This is a genomic window from Ruegeria sp. HKCCD7181, from assembly GCF_057221055.1.
Genome location: NZ_JBWVBC010000002.1, coordinates 254,735 through 271,207, shown reverse-complemented (window position 1 = coordinate 271,207; position 16,473 = coordinate 254,735). Strand labels below are relative to the sequence as shown.

Here is a 16,473-nt window from a genome sequence, read left to right as displayed (position 1 = left end):
AATGAAGATATTGGCCTGCTACAGCAACAAAGGCGGCGTAGGGAAAACAGCAACTGCTGTGAACCTTGCCTATGCTTACGCGCAGGCGGGCAAGCGCGTGCTGCTGTGCGATCTGGACCCACAAGGGGCGTCGGGATTTTATCTGCGCGTGAAGCCGTCAAGAAAATTGACAGAGGCTCGGTTTTTCGAGGGTGTTCAACGCTTTACCAAGGCCATACGCGCCAGTGATTTCGAAGGGTTGGACGTTCTTCCTGCAAATCTGACCCACCGTGATTTTGACGTGTTCCTATCACGCATGCGGAACAAACGCTCGCGTTTGAAAAAGGCATTGATGTTGGTTGGAGGGGACTACGACGTGATCGTTTTGGACTGCCCGCCGAATTTCTCGATACTGTCAGAAAACATCTTCAAGGCTGCTGACACTATCGTCGTGCCGGTTATTCCCACAACGCTTTCGGAGCGATCATTTGAGCAATTGGTCGGATTCTTCGCCGCAAAGAATCTGCCCAAGAAAAAGCTGCGGGCGTTCTTTTCGATGGTACAGAAACGAAAAACGCTACATCTCGAGACAATGCAGTCGATGCGCAAGCAGTACCGCAAGCGGTTCCTGCGTAGCTGCATACCCTTTGCCGCTGATATTGAACGCATGGGACAACACCGCGCGCCAGTGCAAACCTATGCCAGGCGCAGCGCAGCCAGCGCGGCTTATCAGGCGCTGTATGACGAATTGGACAACAGAGTGACTCGGGCCAAATGAGTACGGAAATCGAACGCAAATTCCTTGTGGCCGAGTTGCCCGATCTGACCAAAGTGCAAAAGGCCTTGGTCCGCCAAGGGTATCTGACCGCGCCCGAGGATTCGACAGAGTTGCGTCTACGGCAAAAGAACGAAACCTATTACCTGACCCTCAAAGGTGCCGGGTCGCTGGTGCGAGTCGAACGAGAGGCTGAGATATCAGCCGAGCAATTCGAAACATTCTGGCCCGAAACCTCTGGCCGCCGTGTCGAGAAAGAACGCTTTACCGGAAACCTTGCAGACGGGCGTGTCTTTGAGCTGGATATTTTTCGGGGAGACTTGGCGCCTTTGCAGCTGGTTGAGGTCGAATTTGGGTCTGAATCCGAGGCCAAGCAGTTTAGTCCCCCCGACTGGTTTGGCGTCGAGGTGACTGAGGATAAGCGATTTAAAAACAAGAATATGGCGATCAAAGGTAAACCGATTTAAGGCTTCCTGGCCAATTGAATTACGGTCTCCAGACCCGGGGAGCGGTTTCGTGCCAGGAACGCGCCGCCGTGCATTCGCGAGATGGCGGCGACAAGCGCCAGACCCAGCCCTGCATTACGACCGGTTCTGGCCGGATCAAGCGTAATGAATGGCAGTTGCAGGCGCGGTAGATCGGCTTCGGGTACACCCGGGCCACGATCCCGTACGCTGAGCAGTGTGTGAGGACCATTTTCGCTGATGTTGATGGTGATAGCCGTACCTTTTGGCGCATAGCGCATAGCGTTTTCGAGAAGATTCGAAAGCGCTTGCGACAGCAGCGGCCGGTGGCCTTGGATCGGGTCCGCTGAGCCTGTTACTTCAAGCCGGATACCCTGATCCGCTGCGACCGGTTCGTAAAGTTCGACTACGTCCCCGACCAGTTGCAACAGGTTCACGGGCTCGAATTGTTCGCGACCCAAGCCGGCCTCGGCCCGCGAGATTTCAGTAAGCTGACTGAGAACACGCAGCAAATGGTCGATTTCCACGGTGGCCCGAGCGGTATCGACCTCTCGCTCCTGATCGGATTTTCCGGGTTCTGCCAGAGCTTCGATCCGCTGACGCAGGCGCGACAGAGGGGAGCGCAGGTCATGCGCGATCGAATTGGATGTGGTGCGCAGATTGCTGATCAGTTCTTCGATCCGGTCCAGCATGTTGTTGAGCGTGCCCGCCATCTGATCGAACTCATCGCCCGTGCCGCGGATCGGCATGCGGTGGGACAGGTCGCCCGAAACGATGTCCTCGGCTGTATCCGCAATATCTTTCAGGCGCGAAAACACCAGCCTTGTCAGCAACCATCCGGTCAGCAGACTGAGAGCAAGCGCTGCAGTCAGCGCCAACACGACCGAACGCCATAGCACCTGGTCGAATTGCTGCCGCGCTTGCGCGTCGCGCCCGACCAGCAGCCGCTCTCCTCCGGGCAGGCGGATCGACGCGGCAGAGATCGGAACGAACTGATCGGTGTCCACTTTGCGCAGGCTCAACTCGACCCAACCACTTCCTGCTGCAATGCCTTCGGGCCAGCTAGTCAGGTTACCAGCCAGTTTGTTGCCGACACGATCTGCCAGCAGGTACACGGCGTCGCGTTCGGGCGCACTTGGCAATCGCCGTTCGATCGCGGACATCAGCCCGATCAGACCACGCCGTTCGTATTCGTCGGCCAGACCCGTCAGTTCGGCGGACACAACCGATCTGGTTTCGCCGGAAATGGTTCGGTTGGCCGTGACATAAACCATTGCCAGAACAGTTGCCGTCAGCAGGGCGCTGAGGACCATACTGGCCAGAACCAGACGTGTGCGCGCGTTCTTGAGCGACAGGCGCAGCTCAGCCATCCGATACCATATATCCAGCCCCCCGAACTGTCTCGATCAACGGGTCGGCCCCGTCCTCGTCCAGCTGTCTGCGCAGTTTTGAAATGTGAACATCGACTACGTTCGTATTGGGGTCAAAGTGATAATCCCAAACCCCCTCCAGCAACATGGTGCGCGATACGACGCGGTTTTTTCGACGCAGAAAAAACTCCAGTATCTGAAACTCACGCGGGGTCAGAGTGATTTCCCGATCACCGCGCGTAACTCTGCGGGTCAATAGATCCATTTCAAGGTCGCGACAGGTGAGGGTAGGTGTTTCTTCGGCTTCTTGTGGGCGACGCAGTAAGGCTTCGATCCGGGCGTGCAGTTCCTGAAAAGAAAATGGTTTGACCAGATAATCGTCAGCGCCACCCCGCAGGCCTTTGACGCGTTCGTCTACTGCACTCATCGCGGTCAGCATCAAGACCGGAGTTTTCAGTCCGGCGGCCCGCATCGATTTGATCAACGACAACCCATCCAGCCCAGGCAGCATCCTGTCCAGCACGATGGCATCAAATCCGCCATCAGTGGCATGGTACAGCCCTTCGCGGCCGTCCGCAGCAACCTCGACCACATAACCTTCTTCGCCAAATCCTTTGGCGATGAAATCCCGTGTGTCGGCGTCGTCCTCAACGATCAGCAGGCGTCTACTCATGCTTACGGTTCCTTTCAATCGGGATTTAAACACAGATGGCCGTTAAAAAAAACATGCCGGGTGCGATGCCGCACCCGGCCGTCCTGGCAGCACGTGGACAAACCATGCCAACCAGGAGGCGCGCACCCGTTTTCCCCATCTAAGGTACGCGCTGGGGGGTTAGACGAGTTCGATCGCAACGAAGATCTGGTTGCCGCCACGATTGATCAGAACCAACGCCGGATCGGTCTTTTCGCTCTCCAATGCGGTCTGCAGAGCATCCGGAGTTGCGGTGTCCTGATTGCCCAACCGGACAATGACGTCGCCACGTTGCAACCCGGCCTTGGCGGCGGGGCCTTCGGGCTGCAATTCGGTCACGACAACTCCGTCCACGGTCTCGGCAACGCCCATTTCGGCGCGAGCAGCCTCGGTCAACGGCGTAACTGTGACACCCAATGAGCTGTCGGCGAACTTATCTTCGACAACAGTGTCCGTAGTTGCAGATGCGGATTGATGCTGGCCGATGGTCAGCTCGATCTGCTGTTGCTTACCATCACGCAGAACGGTCAGAACGCTTTCAGTTCCAGCCTTGGTCGTACCGACCAGAATTGGCAAATCGCTGCTGGAATTGACGGCCTCATCGTTGAACGACAGGATTACATCGCCCTGCTGCAGCACACCGTCCGCTGGGCTGCCAGAAACCACGTCTGACACCAGCGCGCCGTTTGCCGCGTCGATTCCCAATGCAGCGGCCAACTGCGGGCTGACGGTCTGGATTGCAACGCCCAACCAGCCACGGCTGACCTGGCCGTCATCACGCAGGTCGGCAGCAATGTGTTCGACGATGTTCGAGGTCACGGCAAAGCCCAGACCAACCGATCCGCCGCTGGGCGAATAGATGGCCGAGTTCACGCCGATTACTTCACCTTCCATGTTGAACAGGGGACCACCCGAGTTGCCTTTGTTGATTGCAGCATCCGTCTGGATGAATTCGGCATAGGGACCTTCCGAGATGTTGCGCCCTTTGGCGGACACGATCCCGGTCGTGACCGTCGAGCTGAGACCGAACGGGTTGCCAATCGCCACAACGTCTTCGCCGACGCGAATAATTTCGCTGTCGCCCATCTCGACGGCTTGCAGGTTTTCACCGGCATCGATCTTGAGCACGGCGATATCGGTCAGTGGGTCAGTACCAACAATTTCGGCCTCGAAGGTGCGATCGTCACTCAGACGAACGGTGACAGTGCTGGCGTTGTCGACGACATGGTGATTGGTGACGATATAGCCTGTTTCCTCCAGCACGAAACCGGACCCCAATCCTTGGCTGGGCCCACGCTGCGGCATTTTGAATCCTTCCGGACCGCCGAACCTTTTGAAGAACTCACCGAACGGGTGGCCTTCAAAATCAAATTCCTGGCCCCGAGCGGGCGCGGGCGCGGCGGTTTGTTCAGCAATGATGGTCACGACCGAAGGCGACACGGCTTCGACCAGATCAGCCAATGCCTCGTCTGCCATCGAGGGCATGGCAGTGGTGGCCAACATGGCCGCGCCCAGGGCGCCGGCGCCGATCCAGTTTGACGTGCGCGGGAAAAGCAGTGAGGATTTGCGGATGCTCATTATGACTCCTGTGTGTGTTTGGCGGTTTAGTCCGCGCTTGGAGACAGGAGATGCCGCATCAGTCTTTGGGGTTTCTGTGCTGCAGGTTAAGAAACATTAATTTTGCTGTTTTTCAGCGCCGAAACGAGGCCCTTCGAGGTTTCGAATGAACAGAATCACGCTGATGTGCGTCAATCGAATCGGTGGATTGTTGCCGAGAATGACCGCAAATCACTAAAACAGTTGAATTGAATCGAATTTGTTAACAAAGAAACTGAGTTGGACGCGTTCTGCGGCAATTTCCCTTATAGGTAGAGTAAAGTATCAGATGCGGTATCAGCGGCTCCACACAGGTATACGCAAAAACGAGATTTTGCGAGTTGCGCGTCAACAGGCTGGTCAAAACCGTAGAGGCTGCTCCTGATTGTCCACAACTTTAAGGAGAACGTGGCGAGTCGTGTTGTTGCGTAAATACAAGATTGCTTCCAACAAAATTAACTGATTCTTCTAATTTTACGTTGTTTGAACGCATCTTATGGGTGACGATGAAATTGCCCAATCGAGGGGGGCCCGAGACACTAGGGGGTGTCGGAGGCATATTTCAGGTACCGTGGGCGCTGAGCTGCTTGTTAACGAGGGGGTCTTGTTTAGGTTCGGCAGCGATCTCGGGACGCTTTTAAAGTGATCCGGTCGCGCGTTCGGGAATGGTGAAAGTGGTAGTCTTGATTTAGGGCAATCGGCCCGGTCGTTTTCGACCGGGCCGTGTTCATTTTGGGATCAGCATTTATCAAGATGACTGCGTCGCTTTCCAACGCGCCCAATCCTCGGGTGTATCCAGATCCAGCAGAGCATTCTGCCCAGGCAAGCGTTGAACGTGCAATTTGTTCCGGAAGGCTCTGACAACGGCTTGAGCGCCACCATCGCCTGTCAAATCCGAAAGTCGTTCAAAAAGCGACTTGTCGAAAACAACCGGATGTCCGTGCACACCGTCGCTGGTTGCTCCGCGCCAGATCAAGTTCTGGGGATTGTCCTCCACGGATTGCCGGACAGCTTCCAAATCGGCCGCTGTCAGATCTGGCAAGTCAGCCAGCAGAATCATTACAGCTGACGCGCCGGGTGGAACGCGTGTCAGCGCGCCTCGCAGACTGGCGTTCATGCCCTCTGCTGCATCGGGGATCGCAACCCTTTCCAGATCCAGACCAACTAGCGCGTCATAACGGGGATGCGGGGCTGGGGGCAGAGCGACGATTAGTGGCCCAACCGGCATAGCCCGCAACGCCGACCGGCGTAGCAATGGCATGCCGTCGACGATTTGCATCAGTTTGTCTTTGCCGCCCATGCGGCTGGACTGACCAGCGGCCAGTAAAATGACGGGAATTTGGGTCATTGCGTCACCATGCCGTCAGAATAGGGGCGAGTCATCCCCGCATGCGCGCCCCGTCTGCGTCGAACAAAGGTGTCGAGATCACACGGGCCGACCGCATCTGCCCAAGAATCTCGATTTCGACCTCCAATCCGTCGATCACGCGATCAGTTGGCAGGAAGCCCAAAGCGACAGATTTCTGCGCGTAATGAGAATACCCGCCCGAGGTGCAAAACCCCACGACCTGACCTTCAAGCCAGATGGGTTCGTAGGCGTTGACGTCGGCGTCTGTGGCGTCGACGTCAAAGGCCACCAACTTGCGGTCCGTGCCTTCTTTGCGCTGCGCCTCGGCTGCCGAACGGCCGATGAAATCTGCACTCTTGGTGAATGAGATAAACCGGTCCAGCCCAGTTTCGGCTGCGGTGTAATCTGGCGAGAACTCTCGCATCCACGAGCCAAAGAACTTGTCGAGACGCAGGCTCATCATAGCGCGCATCCCGAACGGCACCATGCCATACGGTTGTCCGGCTTCCCACAATGTCCACCATAGCTGCCTTTGCGCCATGGGATCGCAGTAAATCTCATAACCAAGATCGCCGGTGTAGCTGACCCTCTGAACGATGCAGTCTGTCATGCCGACAGTCATCCGGCGTACGTCAAGAAATTTGAGGTCCGAAATTTCGTCGCGTGTGCAGGCGGCTAAAACCTGAGTGGCCTTGGGTCCGGCGATCTGGAGCCCGTTGAGACGATCACTGATATTTTCGACGGTTACATCCTGCTGCGTGTTCTGTTCGAACCAGCGCATATGGAACGCCTGACTGCCATATGACGCGGTCACTTGAAATTCCTGCTCGCCGAGACAGGAGATGGTTAAATCCCCGATTAACTTGCCCCGGGGCGACAGCATCGGGGTCAGGGACAGGCGTCCAGGCTTAGGAATGCGCCCAGCCATGATCCGATCCAGCCATGCGCGAGCACCGGTGCCGGTAATGCGATACTTGCCGAAATTGTGGATCTCATTGATGCCCACATGTTCGCGCACGGCGCGAACCTCGCGGCCTGTTGCCTCGAACGCGTCCGAGCGGCGGAAGGAAGGCGTTTCGTAGCTGGGCTCGTCGCCCTGGGCGAAGTAATTTGGCACCTCCAGCCCGTATTGTTGTCCCCACACTGCGCCAAGGTCGCTGAAAATATCATACATCGGAGTGGTGCGATTGGGTCGGGCTGCGGGCAGCTCTTCGTTTGGGTAGGCGACGCTAAAGCGTTTCTGGTAGTTCTCAATCACTTTTGGCCGCGTGTAACCAGGGCTGATCCAGTCGCCGAAGCGGGCCACATCCATGGCAAAGACATCGCGTTCCGGCTCGCCTTCGATCATCCATTGCGCCAGTGTCAAACCAACGCCGCCACCCTGGCTGAAACCGGCCATGACACCGCAAGCGGACCAGTAATTGCGCATACCCGGCACTGGTCCGACCAAGGGGTTGCCGTCCGGAGCAAAGGTGAACGGTCCGTGTATTACCGATTTCACTCCGGCCTCGGCCAATACCGGGAAGCGTTTATACGCAAACTCGATGCTGTCGGTGATCTTGTCGAAATCGTCCGGTAGCAGCTCGTGCCCGAACTCCCATGGGGTGCCGTCCACGGCCCAGGGTTTGCAGGGCTGTTCGTAGAATCCGATACACAGACCGCGCCCTTCCTGCCGCAAATAGCTTTCACCGGCGGGGTCCATCACATGCGGGTGTTCGCCGCCCGTGTCGATGATCGCCTCGATCTGCGGGATCGAATCCGTCACCAGATACTGGTGCTCCATCGGGTGCAGCGGGAAATAAACTCCGGCCATCGCGCCAACCTCGCGTGCCCAAAGACCGCCTGCATTGACGACGTGTTCGGCATGTATGGTGCCTTTGTCCGTCACCACGTCCCACGTTCCGTCGGGCCGTTGATTGGTTTCACGCACCATACAATGGGTTTCGATCATTGCCCCGCCCATTCGAGCGGCCTTGGCATAGGCGTGAGTTGTACCCGAAGGGTCCAAGTGGCCATCAAGAGGGTCATACAGAGCACCGATAATCCCGTCGGTATTGGTGATAGGAGCAATCTTCTTGATCTCGTCCGGGCCGACGATCTCGGTCTCGAGCCCCATGAAGCGGTGCTTGGCGCGTTCGGCCAGCAGCATGTCGAACCGGTCCTGATTATCAGCCAGCGTGATACCACCCACATGATGCAGACCGCAGGACATGCCAGTAATCTCTTCCAGCTCTTTATACAGCCGGATCGTATAGCCCTGCAGCGCGGCCATGTTTGTGTCGCCGTTCAGAGTGTGAAATCCGCCCGCCGCATGCCAGGTAGATCCGCTGGTCAGTTCCGAACGTTCCAGCAGCATCACATCCGACCAGCCTAGCTTGGTCAGGTGGTATAGTACGGAACATCCGACGACGCCGCCGCCGATCACTGCGACTTGGGTAGTGGTTTTCACATTGGCCTCCTGCTGTTTTGCAAAACCTGTCGCCGGGTTGCGCATATTACTGTTCCGTTAGCGACACCATCTGTCGTTTGTCACGCATTGCACCAGCTACGGATTTGAGAGGCTTTCTCTCGCAGCCACAGAGCGTCAAACCCACCGATAAGCCTGTATCCTTTGACAAACAGGTCCTTCGCGCGATCTTCCGTCAGGGCGATATTGCCCAATGGGATACCGGCGCTCATTGCTGCTTTTTCGATCCGGTCGACCGCAGACAGAAAATCCGGATGCTCAAATTGCCCCATCAACCCGAGTTCGGTGCTGAGGTCGAATTGTGCGATGATCAAGAGGTCAAGGCCGGGAACGGCGCAGATATCCTCGATATTCTTGAGTGCTTCGGTGGTTTCGATCAGCAGACAGCAAACCAGTTCGGGCTCGACCGATTGCGCATAGGATGGCAGGGACTCTCCCCAGCGTGATTGCGCCAGAAATGGCCCAAAACCTCGCGTGCCGCTTGGTGGATAATGCAAGCTTGCCACCGCCTCCCGCGCATCCGCCACCGTGCGAATGAGAGGAAAGACAATTCCTTCTGCACCTAAATCCAATACGCGTTTCACATGCGCCGGATCGTTTTTGGCAACCCTGACCAAAGGCGCGCATTCCGTTCCTGCCGTTGCCGCGATCATGGCATGAGCCGAGGCATAGTCCACCGCCCCATGTTCCAGGTCAATGATGACTGAATCGACACCACAAGCAGCGACTGCCTGCGTGACCGTGGCTGACGGAATAGTACAGACCACCGAACTGATCCGGTCGCTTGTGTCACGCAGTTTGCGCTTCAGGCTGGGCATCTTATTGGGCTCCTGATCCAAGTTGTCAAAAATTCGATTTGCCAACTCTATCAGTGACCAATTGGCCGAAGATACAGAAACTTACCCGCCGTCACAGTGGGCGTATTTTCAACTCAGTGACCCGGTTGCCTTCGCGTGCCGTGACCTCGAACCGGAAACCGTGGAACGAGAAAACCTGACCCACGATCGGAATCATCTGCGCCTCGTGTATCACCAGACCGGCCAGCGTGTTGGCTTCTTCATCAGGCAGGGACCATTCAAGGGCACGGTTGAGGTCACGAATGGTCATCGCGCCTTCGACCAGGTATTGCCCGTCCTCGGTTCGGGTAACGGGAACGTCTTCGTCGATGTCGAACTCATCGGCGATTTCGCCGACGATCTCTTCCAGAATGTCCTCCAGTGTGATCAGCCCCCGCAGAGACCCGTATTCGTCCACGACCAGCGCAAAATGGCTATGCATCCGAAGAAATTCACGCATCTGGTCATCCAGAGTCGTCGTCTCGGGAACGAAATAGGGGGCATTCGCCACCTTCGCGATATCGAAATCCTTCAGCCGACCAGTATCACCACCGGTCCCGCCGACCTGCGTATACATGGCGCGGAACAGGTCCTTGGCATGGACAACACCCACGATATTCTCGGGCTCGTCCCGGAAAACCGGCAGGCGAGTATGGGGGCTTTCCAGACATTGTTTCAGGATTGCCTCGGGCTCATCATTCGCGTCGATCATCTCAATATTCGAACGGTGCAGCATGATCTCTTCCACAGCGCGGTCGCCTAAGTCCAGCGCACCCAGAATGCGGTCGCGGTCTTCTTTTTCGACTACGCCTTCGGAATGCCCCAGCTGCAAAGCACCAGCGATCTCCTCGCGTACAGCCAAGATGTTGCTGTCCGGGTCGATCCGAACACCGAACAGGCGCAAGACTCCGCGGACCAACAGGCGGACGGCAGCCACAATGGGTGAGAAGACCGTCACGACAGCGCCAATCACCGGTGCAACCGCGGCAGCCGCTTTCTCGGCATTTGTGATGGCATAGGTCTTGGGCAACACCTCGGCAAAGATCAGTACCAGAAAGGTCATTACCAACGTCGCCAGTGCCACGCCGCTTTCTCCGAAAAGCCGGGTAAACAAGGCGGTGGCCAGCGAAGCCGCCAGGATATTGACCAGGTTGTTGCCCAGCAGGACCGATCCGATCAGACGTTCGTTGTCTTCTGTAATATCCAGCGCTTTTCGCGCCCCGCGCGAACCTTTGTCAGCCTGTGTCCTCAGCTTGCCGCGGGATGAGGCCGTCAGGGCCGTTTCCGAGCCAGAGAAAAAGCCCGACAGTACGAGCAGGAGAAGGATAGAGCCTGAGGTGATCCAGAAGGCGCCATCAAGCAGAGATTCGGTGGGTTCCATCGGTCCTTGAAAATTCTTGTTACTGCATTCGTTATGGGGGCGCGGCCCCGTCCGATCAAGGGGTTAGCCCTTACCGGTCGGATCATCCTTCGCCAAAGGGTGGTGTTCCAACACCAGTTCCGACAGGCGTTCGTCCAGAACATGCGTGTATATTTCGGTGGTGGCGACATCCGCGTGACCCAGCAGGGTCTGGATTGACCTGAGATCGGCGCCGTTGGCCAGAAGGTGCGTTGCAAAGGCGTGACGCAGGGTGTGCGGTGTGACCTTTTCCGGTGAAACACCGCCGTTAACCGCGAACTCCTTGACCAGCAGAAAGAACCGGTGGCGCGTTAGGTGCCCCGATTTGCCGCGCGATGGGAACAGGAACCGAGACCTTTGCGCACCTTTCGACACGGCATCTTCTTCGGCTTCATCCCGGATGATCAGCCAGGCGGCCAACGCTTCGCGGGCAGGCGGCGACAGGGGAACCATTCGTTCTTTGCCGCCTTTACCCAGAACCAACAACATACGCGGATCGCCACGCGCGGATGAGACAGGCAGAGATACCAGCTCGGTCACCCGCATTCCCGTGGCATAGAGTAATTCCATCAAGCAGGTGTTACGCACCTTGTCCGCTGTGCCGCGCCCGGTTTGGCGCGCGGCCTCCAACAATCGGTCGACTTCCTCCACGTCCAATGTCTTGGGCAGTCGTTTTTGCCGTCCGGGGCCTTTGATTTGTATGGCCGGGTTGGTTTCGCGCCAGCCTTCTTCGAACGCAAAGCGATAGAGCTGTTTGATCGCCGACAACCGCCGTGCGCGGGTCGAGCGCGACAAACCTTCGGCGTCGCAATCAATCAGATAGCCTTCGATCTGATCCCGATCTGCGTCGGCAAAGCTGGACTTGTGGCGGTTCAGCCATTCCGAGAAATCACGTAGATCCCGCCCATAAGCCAGCAGCGTGTTTGTCGCCGCGCCAAGTTCTGCAGCTTGCGCTTCGAGGAAGGTGGAAATCCACAGATTCTGCGTGGCTGGCGCCGTCATGGTCAGGCCCCGTTCAGAATCATCAGTTGCAATGCCGCGCGGCGCGCCGTGTCTTCGAGCCCGACTCGCCGAAATGCCGCGATGGCTGCGGTCAGATCAACAAGATTACCGCGCGCACCATGGGCGAACAGGTTCATCGCCTCAAGAATGGCCTCGCCCAGCTGTTCGTTTTGCAACAGCACATCAATGTCGGACGGAATTGGGGCTGACCATGCGAACCCTTCGGAGATTGCATCCGCCAATGGTGAAGGCGAGGGTGCGCGACCGGGGTCTCCCTGTGCCAGTGCGGCCAGAAACGGGTTTTCTTCCGGCCCATTGGGTTCAGCCAAAGCGGCATCCTCATAGCGTTCGGACAGCAACAGGATGCGCCAGCGCAGGTTTTCCGCTTCGGTATCTTCAAGGGAAACGTTCGAAAGCCTTTCTGCAAACAGTTCGGCAAAGGGAACTTCCAATCCAATGCTGCGCATCTGCTTCCAGGCTTCGGGCAGAGTTTTCGCGACACCTTCGGGGTTGTCGGGTTGCAACGCCGTGTCAAATCGCTGAATAGCGGCCACGCGGTCCCAGACCGCGCCGGACGCGGCGGGTTTGCGTTCGGTATAGAGCCCCAGCAGTTGATTTGGCGTCAATGCACCGATCCGGGTCAGACGCTCGGCAGCCTCGACCTGAGCTTTCCATCCGGCTACATCCCGCAAGTCGGCGTTGGCAAAGGCACGGGGCAGGGATGCTGTGGGTAACCGCTCGCCAATTGCTTCGAACAGGCGGAAGGTCAGTGGATCAGGGTCCTCGGGTTGCGGCAGGTAGGCCGCGTCTTCGAACAGCTCGGGGCTGAGGAATCGGTCAAGCACGTCCAGCTCATCTTGCGGCAAGACCTGCAAAGCATGCGCCGCCTCAAGCGTCAGAGCAGCCGAGGTCCAGTCGCCGCGGCGCGCCTTGCAGAATATCTGTGCGGCATAATCCCGCGACAGGTGTGGTTGCGCAATCAGCGCTGTACAGCTGCGGTCCTCGTCGCCGGTCAGCAATGTGGCATCAAACCAGCGTTCGAACCGATCCTGCGAGTCGGTTGGACCTGCAAGTTGTACCAAAGATTGGACCGGATCCGCCGCACCTAGCTGCATCAGACGATCCAACCGCGCCATCAACAACTCGCCGGGTGTGTCGGACACCGCAGGCGGGCGAGCTTCGGACAGCAGCAGGGTGAACAACAGTCTCTGCATGGCGGGGTTGGCCTTGACCGGCACACGCGCGATCAACTCGGCCAACCGCGTTGGATCGCTGCGTTGCCAAAGATCGACGGGCAGGCCGGTGACAGACGATGATACCAGCCCAAGGGGTGGTGAAAGAGCCTCGAGCGGGGTGACCTGCACGTCCGGTTGCAGCCCGTTTTGGGTCACCGGAGGTTCCAGCAGGACAGTGCCGGGCAGGTTTTCAGGCGGGGCAGACAGCCAGTCGATTACCGACAGCGGCTCTTGCGTCTGGGCCTGTGCAGTGCCGGCCAGGAATATCGCCAGCAGAGCGGCTCTAGTCGGCATTCAAAATGACCGGTTCGCGGATTTCGCTTTGCGGGGCGGAGAAATCCACTCCGAAGAACGGCCCGAGATAGGCATAGCCCACCAGCCCGATGAAACTCAGGCAAATAATGTAGAGCAGGAACTTTAACAGACGGCCCATGGGTCAACGCTGCCTCAATTTTTGGTTTTGTCCAAGTTATAACTGGCATTTTTCCCAAGATCACGTCATTCACGATGAAATGAGCGAAATTAAGCATAACACCTCTCAGGCGGACACAGCGCGGCGGTTTGATCTGCACAAAACCGTTGTTTTGGTTGGTATGATGGGCGCCGGGAAAACAGCGGTGGGTCGGGCGCTGGCCGCGCGGCTTGGTGTTCCGTTTCTGGACAGCGATGCCGAGATCGAATCAGCAGCCAATATGACCATCCCCGAGATTTTCGCCCGCGATGGTGAGGACTTCTTTCGCGCCAAGGAAAGTCAGGTCATCAGCCGTCTTCTGGACGAGGAAAAGGGCATTCTGTCGACCGGTGGCGGTGCTTTTCTGGCGGAAGGAAACCGCCGGATGATCTCGGAACGTGGCGTTTCTGTCTGGTTGCGGGCTGATCTGGGCGTGTTGTGGAACCGCGTTCGCCACAAGGATACACGCCCGCTTTTGCGCACAGCTGACCCTCATGCGACTTTGCGCGCGCTGTTTGAAGCGCGTGTTCCGATCTATGAGCAGGCCGATCTGGTGGCCGATTCCGACGGCGAAACCGCAATCGAAGATATGGTGGACCGAGTGCTGGTTGCTTTGGCAACCCGCCCGGATGTTTTGGAACAAAAGTAGATGCATCAATCCGTACATGTAGAGCTGGGCGAACGATCCTATGATGTCGAGATCGGCCCTGACCTGTTGGCCCAATCCGGTGCGCGTATCGCGCCGTTGTTGCCACGGCCGCGTGTGGCCGTTCTGACGGATGAGACGGTTGCCTCGCTACATCTGGACACTTTGCGAGAGGGTCTGGGTGCAGCAGGGATCGAGATGACGGCGCTGGCCTTGCCAGCTGGCGAATCCACGAAAAGCTGGCCTCACTTTGAACGCGCGGTCGAATGGTTGCTGGCGGAAAAGATTGAAAGACGAGATGTCGTTGTCGCCTTTGGCGGCGGAGTGATCGGGGATCTGGCTGGTTTTGCGGCTGCCGTCTTGCGGCGTGGGGTTCGGTTCGTGCAAATTCCGACGTCGCTGCTGGCGCAGGTGGACAGCTCGGTTGGGGGCAAAACGGGTATCAACGCCCCGCAGGGCAAGAATCTGATCGGCGCGTTTCATCAACCTTCGCTGGTCCTGGCGGACACGTCGGTTCTAGGGACACTGACCGCGCGGGACTTTCTGGCCGGATATGGTGAGGTCGTGAAATACGGCCTGCTGGGTGATGCGGAATTCTTTGAGTGGCTTGAGGTCAACGGACCGGCCCTTTCCTCCGGTGACATGGCAACGCGCGTGCAGGCGGTGACCCGTTCAGTGCAGATGAAGGCCGATATCGTCGCGCGTGATGAGACCGAGCAGGGCGATCGCGCGCTGCTGAACCTTGGCCACACCTTCTGCCACGCGCTGGAAGCCGCGACCGGCTATTCTGATCGGTTGCTGCATGGCGAAGGAGTTGCCATCGGCTGTGCTTTGGCATTCGAACTGTCCTCGCGAATTGGCTTGTGTTCACAGGAAGATCCCAGCCGGGTGCGAGCGCATCTGCGAACCATGGGAATGAAGACTGATCTCGCTGATATTCCGGGCGAACTGCCGGGTGCCGAGGCTCTGGTCGATCTGATGGCTCAGGACAAAAAGGTTATCGACGGTCAGTTGCGGTTTATTCTGGCACGAGGAATCGGGCAGGCATTTGTTACATCCGACGTACCGAGGGACGCAGTATTGTCCGTTCTCGAGGATGCCCTAGCCGTCTGTTAAGGGCGGTGATCAGCGCCCCTGGATAACCATCAACTCGCCGATATTCTCGCGGGTGATATAGCCCACCATCTGCCCGGACTGGGTGCAGACGGCGATAGCCGGGGCACCTTTGTGCAAACCGTCCAGCACTTTGTTCAGCCCGCTGGTCAACGCGACCTGAGGAATATCGGTTTCCATAATGGATGTGGCTGGGTCAGAGCGGGGATGCTCGCCAGCCAGCGCAGCAAACAAGTGGTTTCGTGTGACGAAGCCCAGCAACGCGCCATCGGCGTCGATCACGGGAAATTCGTGCTGCGTCGTGTGGATGACGGCCTGCGCTGCAGTGCTGAGTGTGTCGCCCGGCGAAAGGGCGCGAAATTCGGTGATCATCGCATCCCGCGCCATCACCCGCCGCGCGACCGAGCGCATGGCGACATCCTGGCTTTCGGCATTGGCTGCGACAAAGACGAAAATGCCGATCAGCACGAGAATGGGGTTTGCCGTGGTCAATCCCAGAAAACCGAGGCCAACCGCAACAAATTGCCCGGCAAAAGCTGCAATGCGCGTGGCCTTGACCCGATCCATCTTCAGGCACAACAAAGCGCGAAAAACACGACCGCCATCCATGGGGAAAGCGGGAATCATGTTGAACACAGCCAGCAGCAAATTGACAAACGCCAGACGGCTGAGAAGATCAGCCCGGGTCGAGTCTATCTGAGCCAGAGAGTCGATCTGCGTTCCCGCCCCCAATACAACCAGAACTACCCAGATCACCACATTCACGGCAGGACCGGCGAGGGCGACCCAGACTTCTTGCATTGGCTTTTCCGGCATCCGCTCCAGCCGCGCCAGTCCACCGATGGGCAACAGGGTGATGTCAGGTGTTTTGATGCCATAGCGCCGCGCCATCAGTGCGTGACCGAACTCGTGCGCCACTACACAGGCGAAAAGCGCCAAAACGAAAATGATGTTGTCGATGGCTGCGGGCCAACCACCGCTGGAATAAGCTGCGTACCCGACCCATGCCAGCAGCAGGAAAAATGTGACATGGACCCTCAGTTCCGAACCGAGCAACCGGCCGAGCGAGAAGGACCATGCCATTTTGTGTCTCCGAATTGG

At 57.7% G+C, this 16,473-nt stretch carries 15 protein-coding genes; 4 read left to right on the top strand and 11 right to left on the bottom strand.

What is annotated here, in order from left to right:
- Nucleotide 1: 1 nt before the first annotated feature.
- Nucleotides 2–757, top strand: coding sequence for a ParA family protein (locus tag AC2TCY_RS04760; protein WP_480845844.1), 756 nt, complete (start codon nt 2–4; stop codon nt 755–757).
- Nucleotides 754–1,221 (top strand): CYTH domain-containing protein, encoded by a 468-nt coding sequence (locus AC2TCY_RS04755; protein WP_480845842.1) that lies wholly within the window; start codon nt 754–756, stop codon nt 1,219–1,221. The genes AC2TCY_RS04760 and AC2TCY_RS04755 overlap by 4 nt, the downstream gene beginning before the upstream one ends.
- Here the strand turns inward: AC2TCY_RS04755 and AC2TCY_RS04750 are convergent.
- From AC2TCY_RS04750 to AC2TCY_RS04705, 10 genes are all read right to left on the bottom strand, one after another.
- Nucleotides 1,218–2,588 carry a sensor histidine kinase gene (locus AC2TCY_RS04750; protein WP_480845840.1) on the bottom strand — a complete coding sequence of 457 codons (1,371 nt, stop codon included), beginning with the start codon at nt 2,586–2,588 and terminating at the stop codon, nt 1,218–1,220. The two genes, AC2TCY_RS04755 and AC2TCY_RS04750, sit on opposite strands and share 4 nt — an antisense overlap.
- Nucleotides 2,581–3,261 (bottom strand): response regulator transcription factor, encoded by a 681-nt coding sequence (locus tag AC2TCY_RS04745; RefSeq protein WP_480845838.1) that lies wholly within the window; start codon nt 3,259–3,261, stop codon nt 2,581–2,583. Before AC2TCY_RS04745 ends, AC2TCY_RS04750 begins: the two co-directional genes overlap by 8 nt.
- Before the next feature lie 159 nt (nt 3,262–3,420).
- On the bottom strand, nt 3,421–4,857 hold the full coding sequence (locus AC2TCY_RS04740; RefSeq protein ID WP_480845836.1) for a DegQ family serine endoprotease: 1,437 nt from the start codon (nt 4,855–4,857) through the stop codon (nt 3,421–3,423).
- Between the two features lie 766 nt (nt 4,858–5,623).
- Nucleotides 5,624–6,223, bottom strand: coding sequence for a nucleotidyltransferase family protein (locus AC2TCY_RS04735; protein WP_480845834.1), 600 nt, complete (start codon nt 6,221–6,223; stop codon nt 5,624–5,626).
- 31 nt (nt 6,224–6,254) lie between these two features.
- Nucleotides 6,255–8,672 (bottom strand): GcvT family protein, encoded by a 2,418-nt coding sequence (locus tag AC2TCY_RS04730; RefSeq protein ID WP_480845833.1) that lies wholly within the window; start codon nt 8,670–8,672, stop codon nt 6,255–6,257.
- Nucleotides 8,673–8,752: 80 nt separating this feature from the next.
- The gene (locus tag AC2TCY_RS04725) at nt 8,753–9,508 is read right to left on the bottom strand and encodes an HpcH/HpaI aldolase family protein (protein WP_480845831.1); all 756 of its coding nucleotides are present in this window, start codon (nt 9,506–9,508) and stop codon (nt 8,753–8,755) included.
- A gap of 91 nt (nt 9,509–9,599) precedes the next feature.
- Nucleotides 9,600–10,907, bottom strand: a complete 1,308-nt coding sequence (locus tag AC2TCY_RS04720; RefSeq protein WP_480845829.1) for an HlyC/CorC family transporter — start codon at nt 10,905–10,907, stop codon at nt 9,600–9,602.
- A 63-nt stretch (nt 10,908–10,970) separates the two neighbouring features.
- Nucleotides 10,971–11,927 (bottom strand): site-specific tyrosine recombinase XerD, encoded by a 957-nt coding sequence (locus tag AC2TCY_RS04715; protein ID WP_480845827.1) that lies wholly within the window; start codon nt 11,925–11,927, stop codon nt 10,971–10,973.
- Nucleotides 11,928–11,929: 2 nt separating this feature from the next.
- The gene (locus AC2TCY_RS04710; protein ID WP_480845825.1) at nt 11,930–13,456 is read right to left on the bottom strand and encodes a hypothetical protein; all 1,527 of its coding nucleotides are present in this window, start codon (nt 13,454–13,456) and stop codon (nt 11,930–11,932) included.
- Nucleotides 13,446–13,595 (bottom strand): hypothetical protein, encoded by a 150-nt coding sequence (locus AC2TCY_RS04705; protein WP_480845823.1) that lies wholly within the window; start codon nt 13,593–13,595, stop codon nt 13,446–13,448. Before AC2TCY_RS04705 ends, AC2TCY_RS04710 begins: the two co-directional genes overlap by 11 nt.
- A gap of 79 nt (nt 13,596–13,674) precedes the next feature.
- On the opposite strand from AC2TCY_RS04705, the gene AC2TCY_RS04700 reads away from it, so the two are divergent.
- Both AC2TCY_RS04700 and aroB read left to right on the top strand, forming a co-directional pair.
- Nucleotides 13,675–14,262 carry a shikimate kinase gene (locus tag AC2TCY_RS04700; RefSeq protein WP_480845821.1) on the top strand — a complete coding sequence of 196 codons (588 nt, stop codon included), beginning with the start codon at nt 13,675–13,677 and terminating at the stop codon, nt 14,260–14,262.
- Nucleotides 14,263–15,375 (top strand): 3-dehydroquinate synthase, encoded by a 1,113-nt coding sequence (aroB, locus tag AC2TCY_RS04695; RefSeq protein WP_480845819.1) that lies wholly within the window; start codon nt 14,263–14,265, stop codon nt 15,373–15,375. It begins immediately after the preceding gene.
- Between the two features lie 9 nt (nt 15,376–15,384).
- Here the strand turns inward: aroB and AC2TCY_RS04690 are convergent, their stop codons facing one another.
- Nucleotides 15,385–16,455: a site-2 protease family protein gene (locus AC2TCY_RS04690; RefSeq protein WP_480845817.1), complete on the bottom strand. Its 1,071-nt coding sequence runs from the start codon at nt 16,453–16,455 to the stop codon at nt 15,385–15,387.
- Nucleotides 16,456–16,473 lie beyond the last annotated feature (18 nt).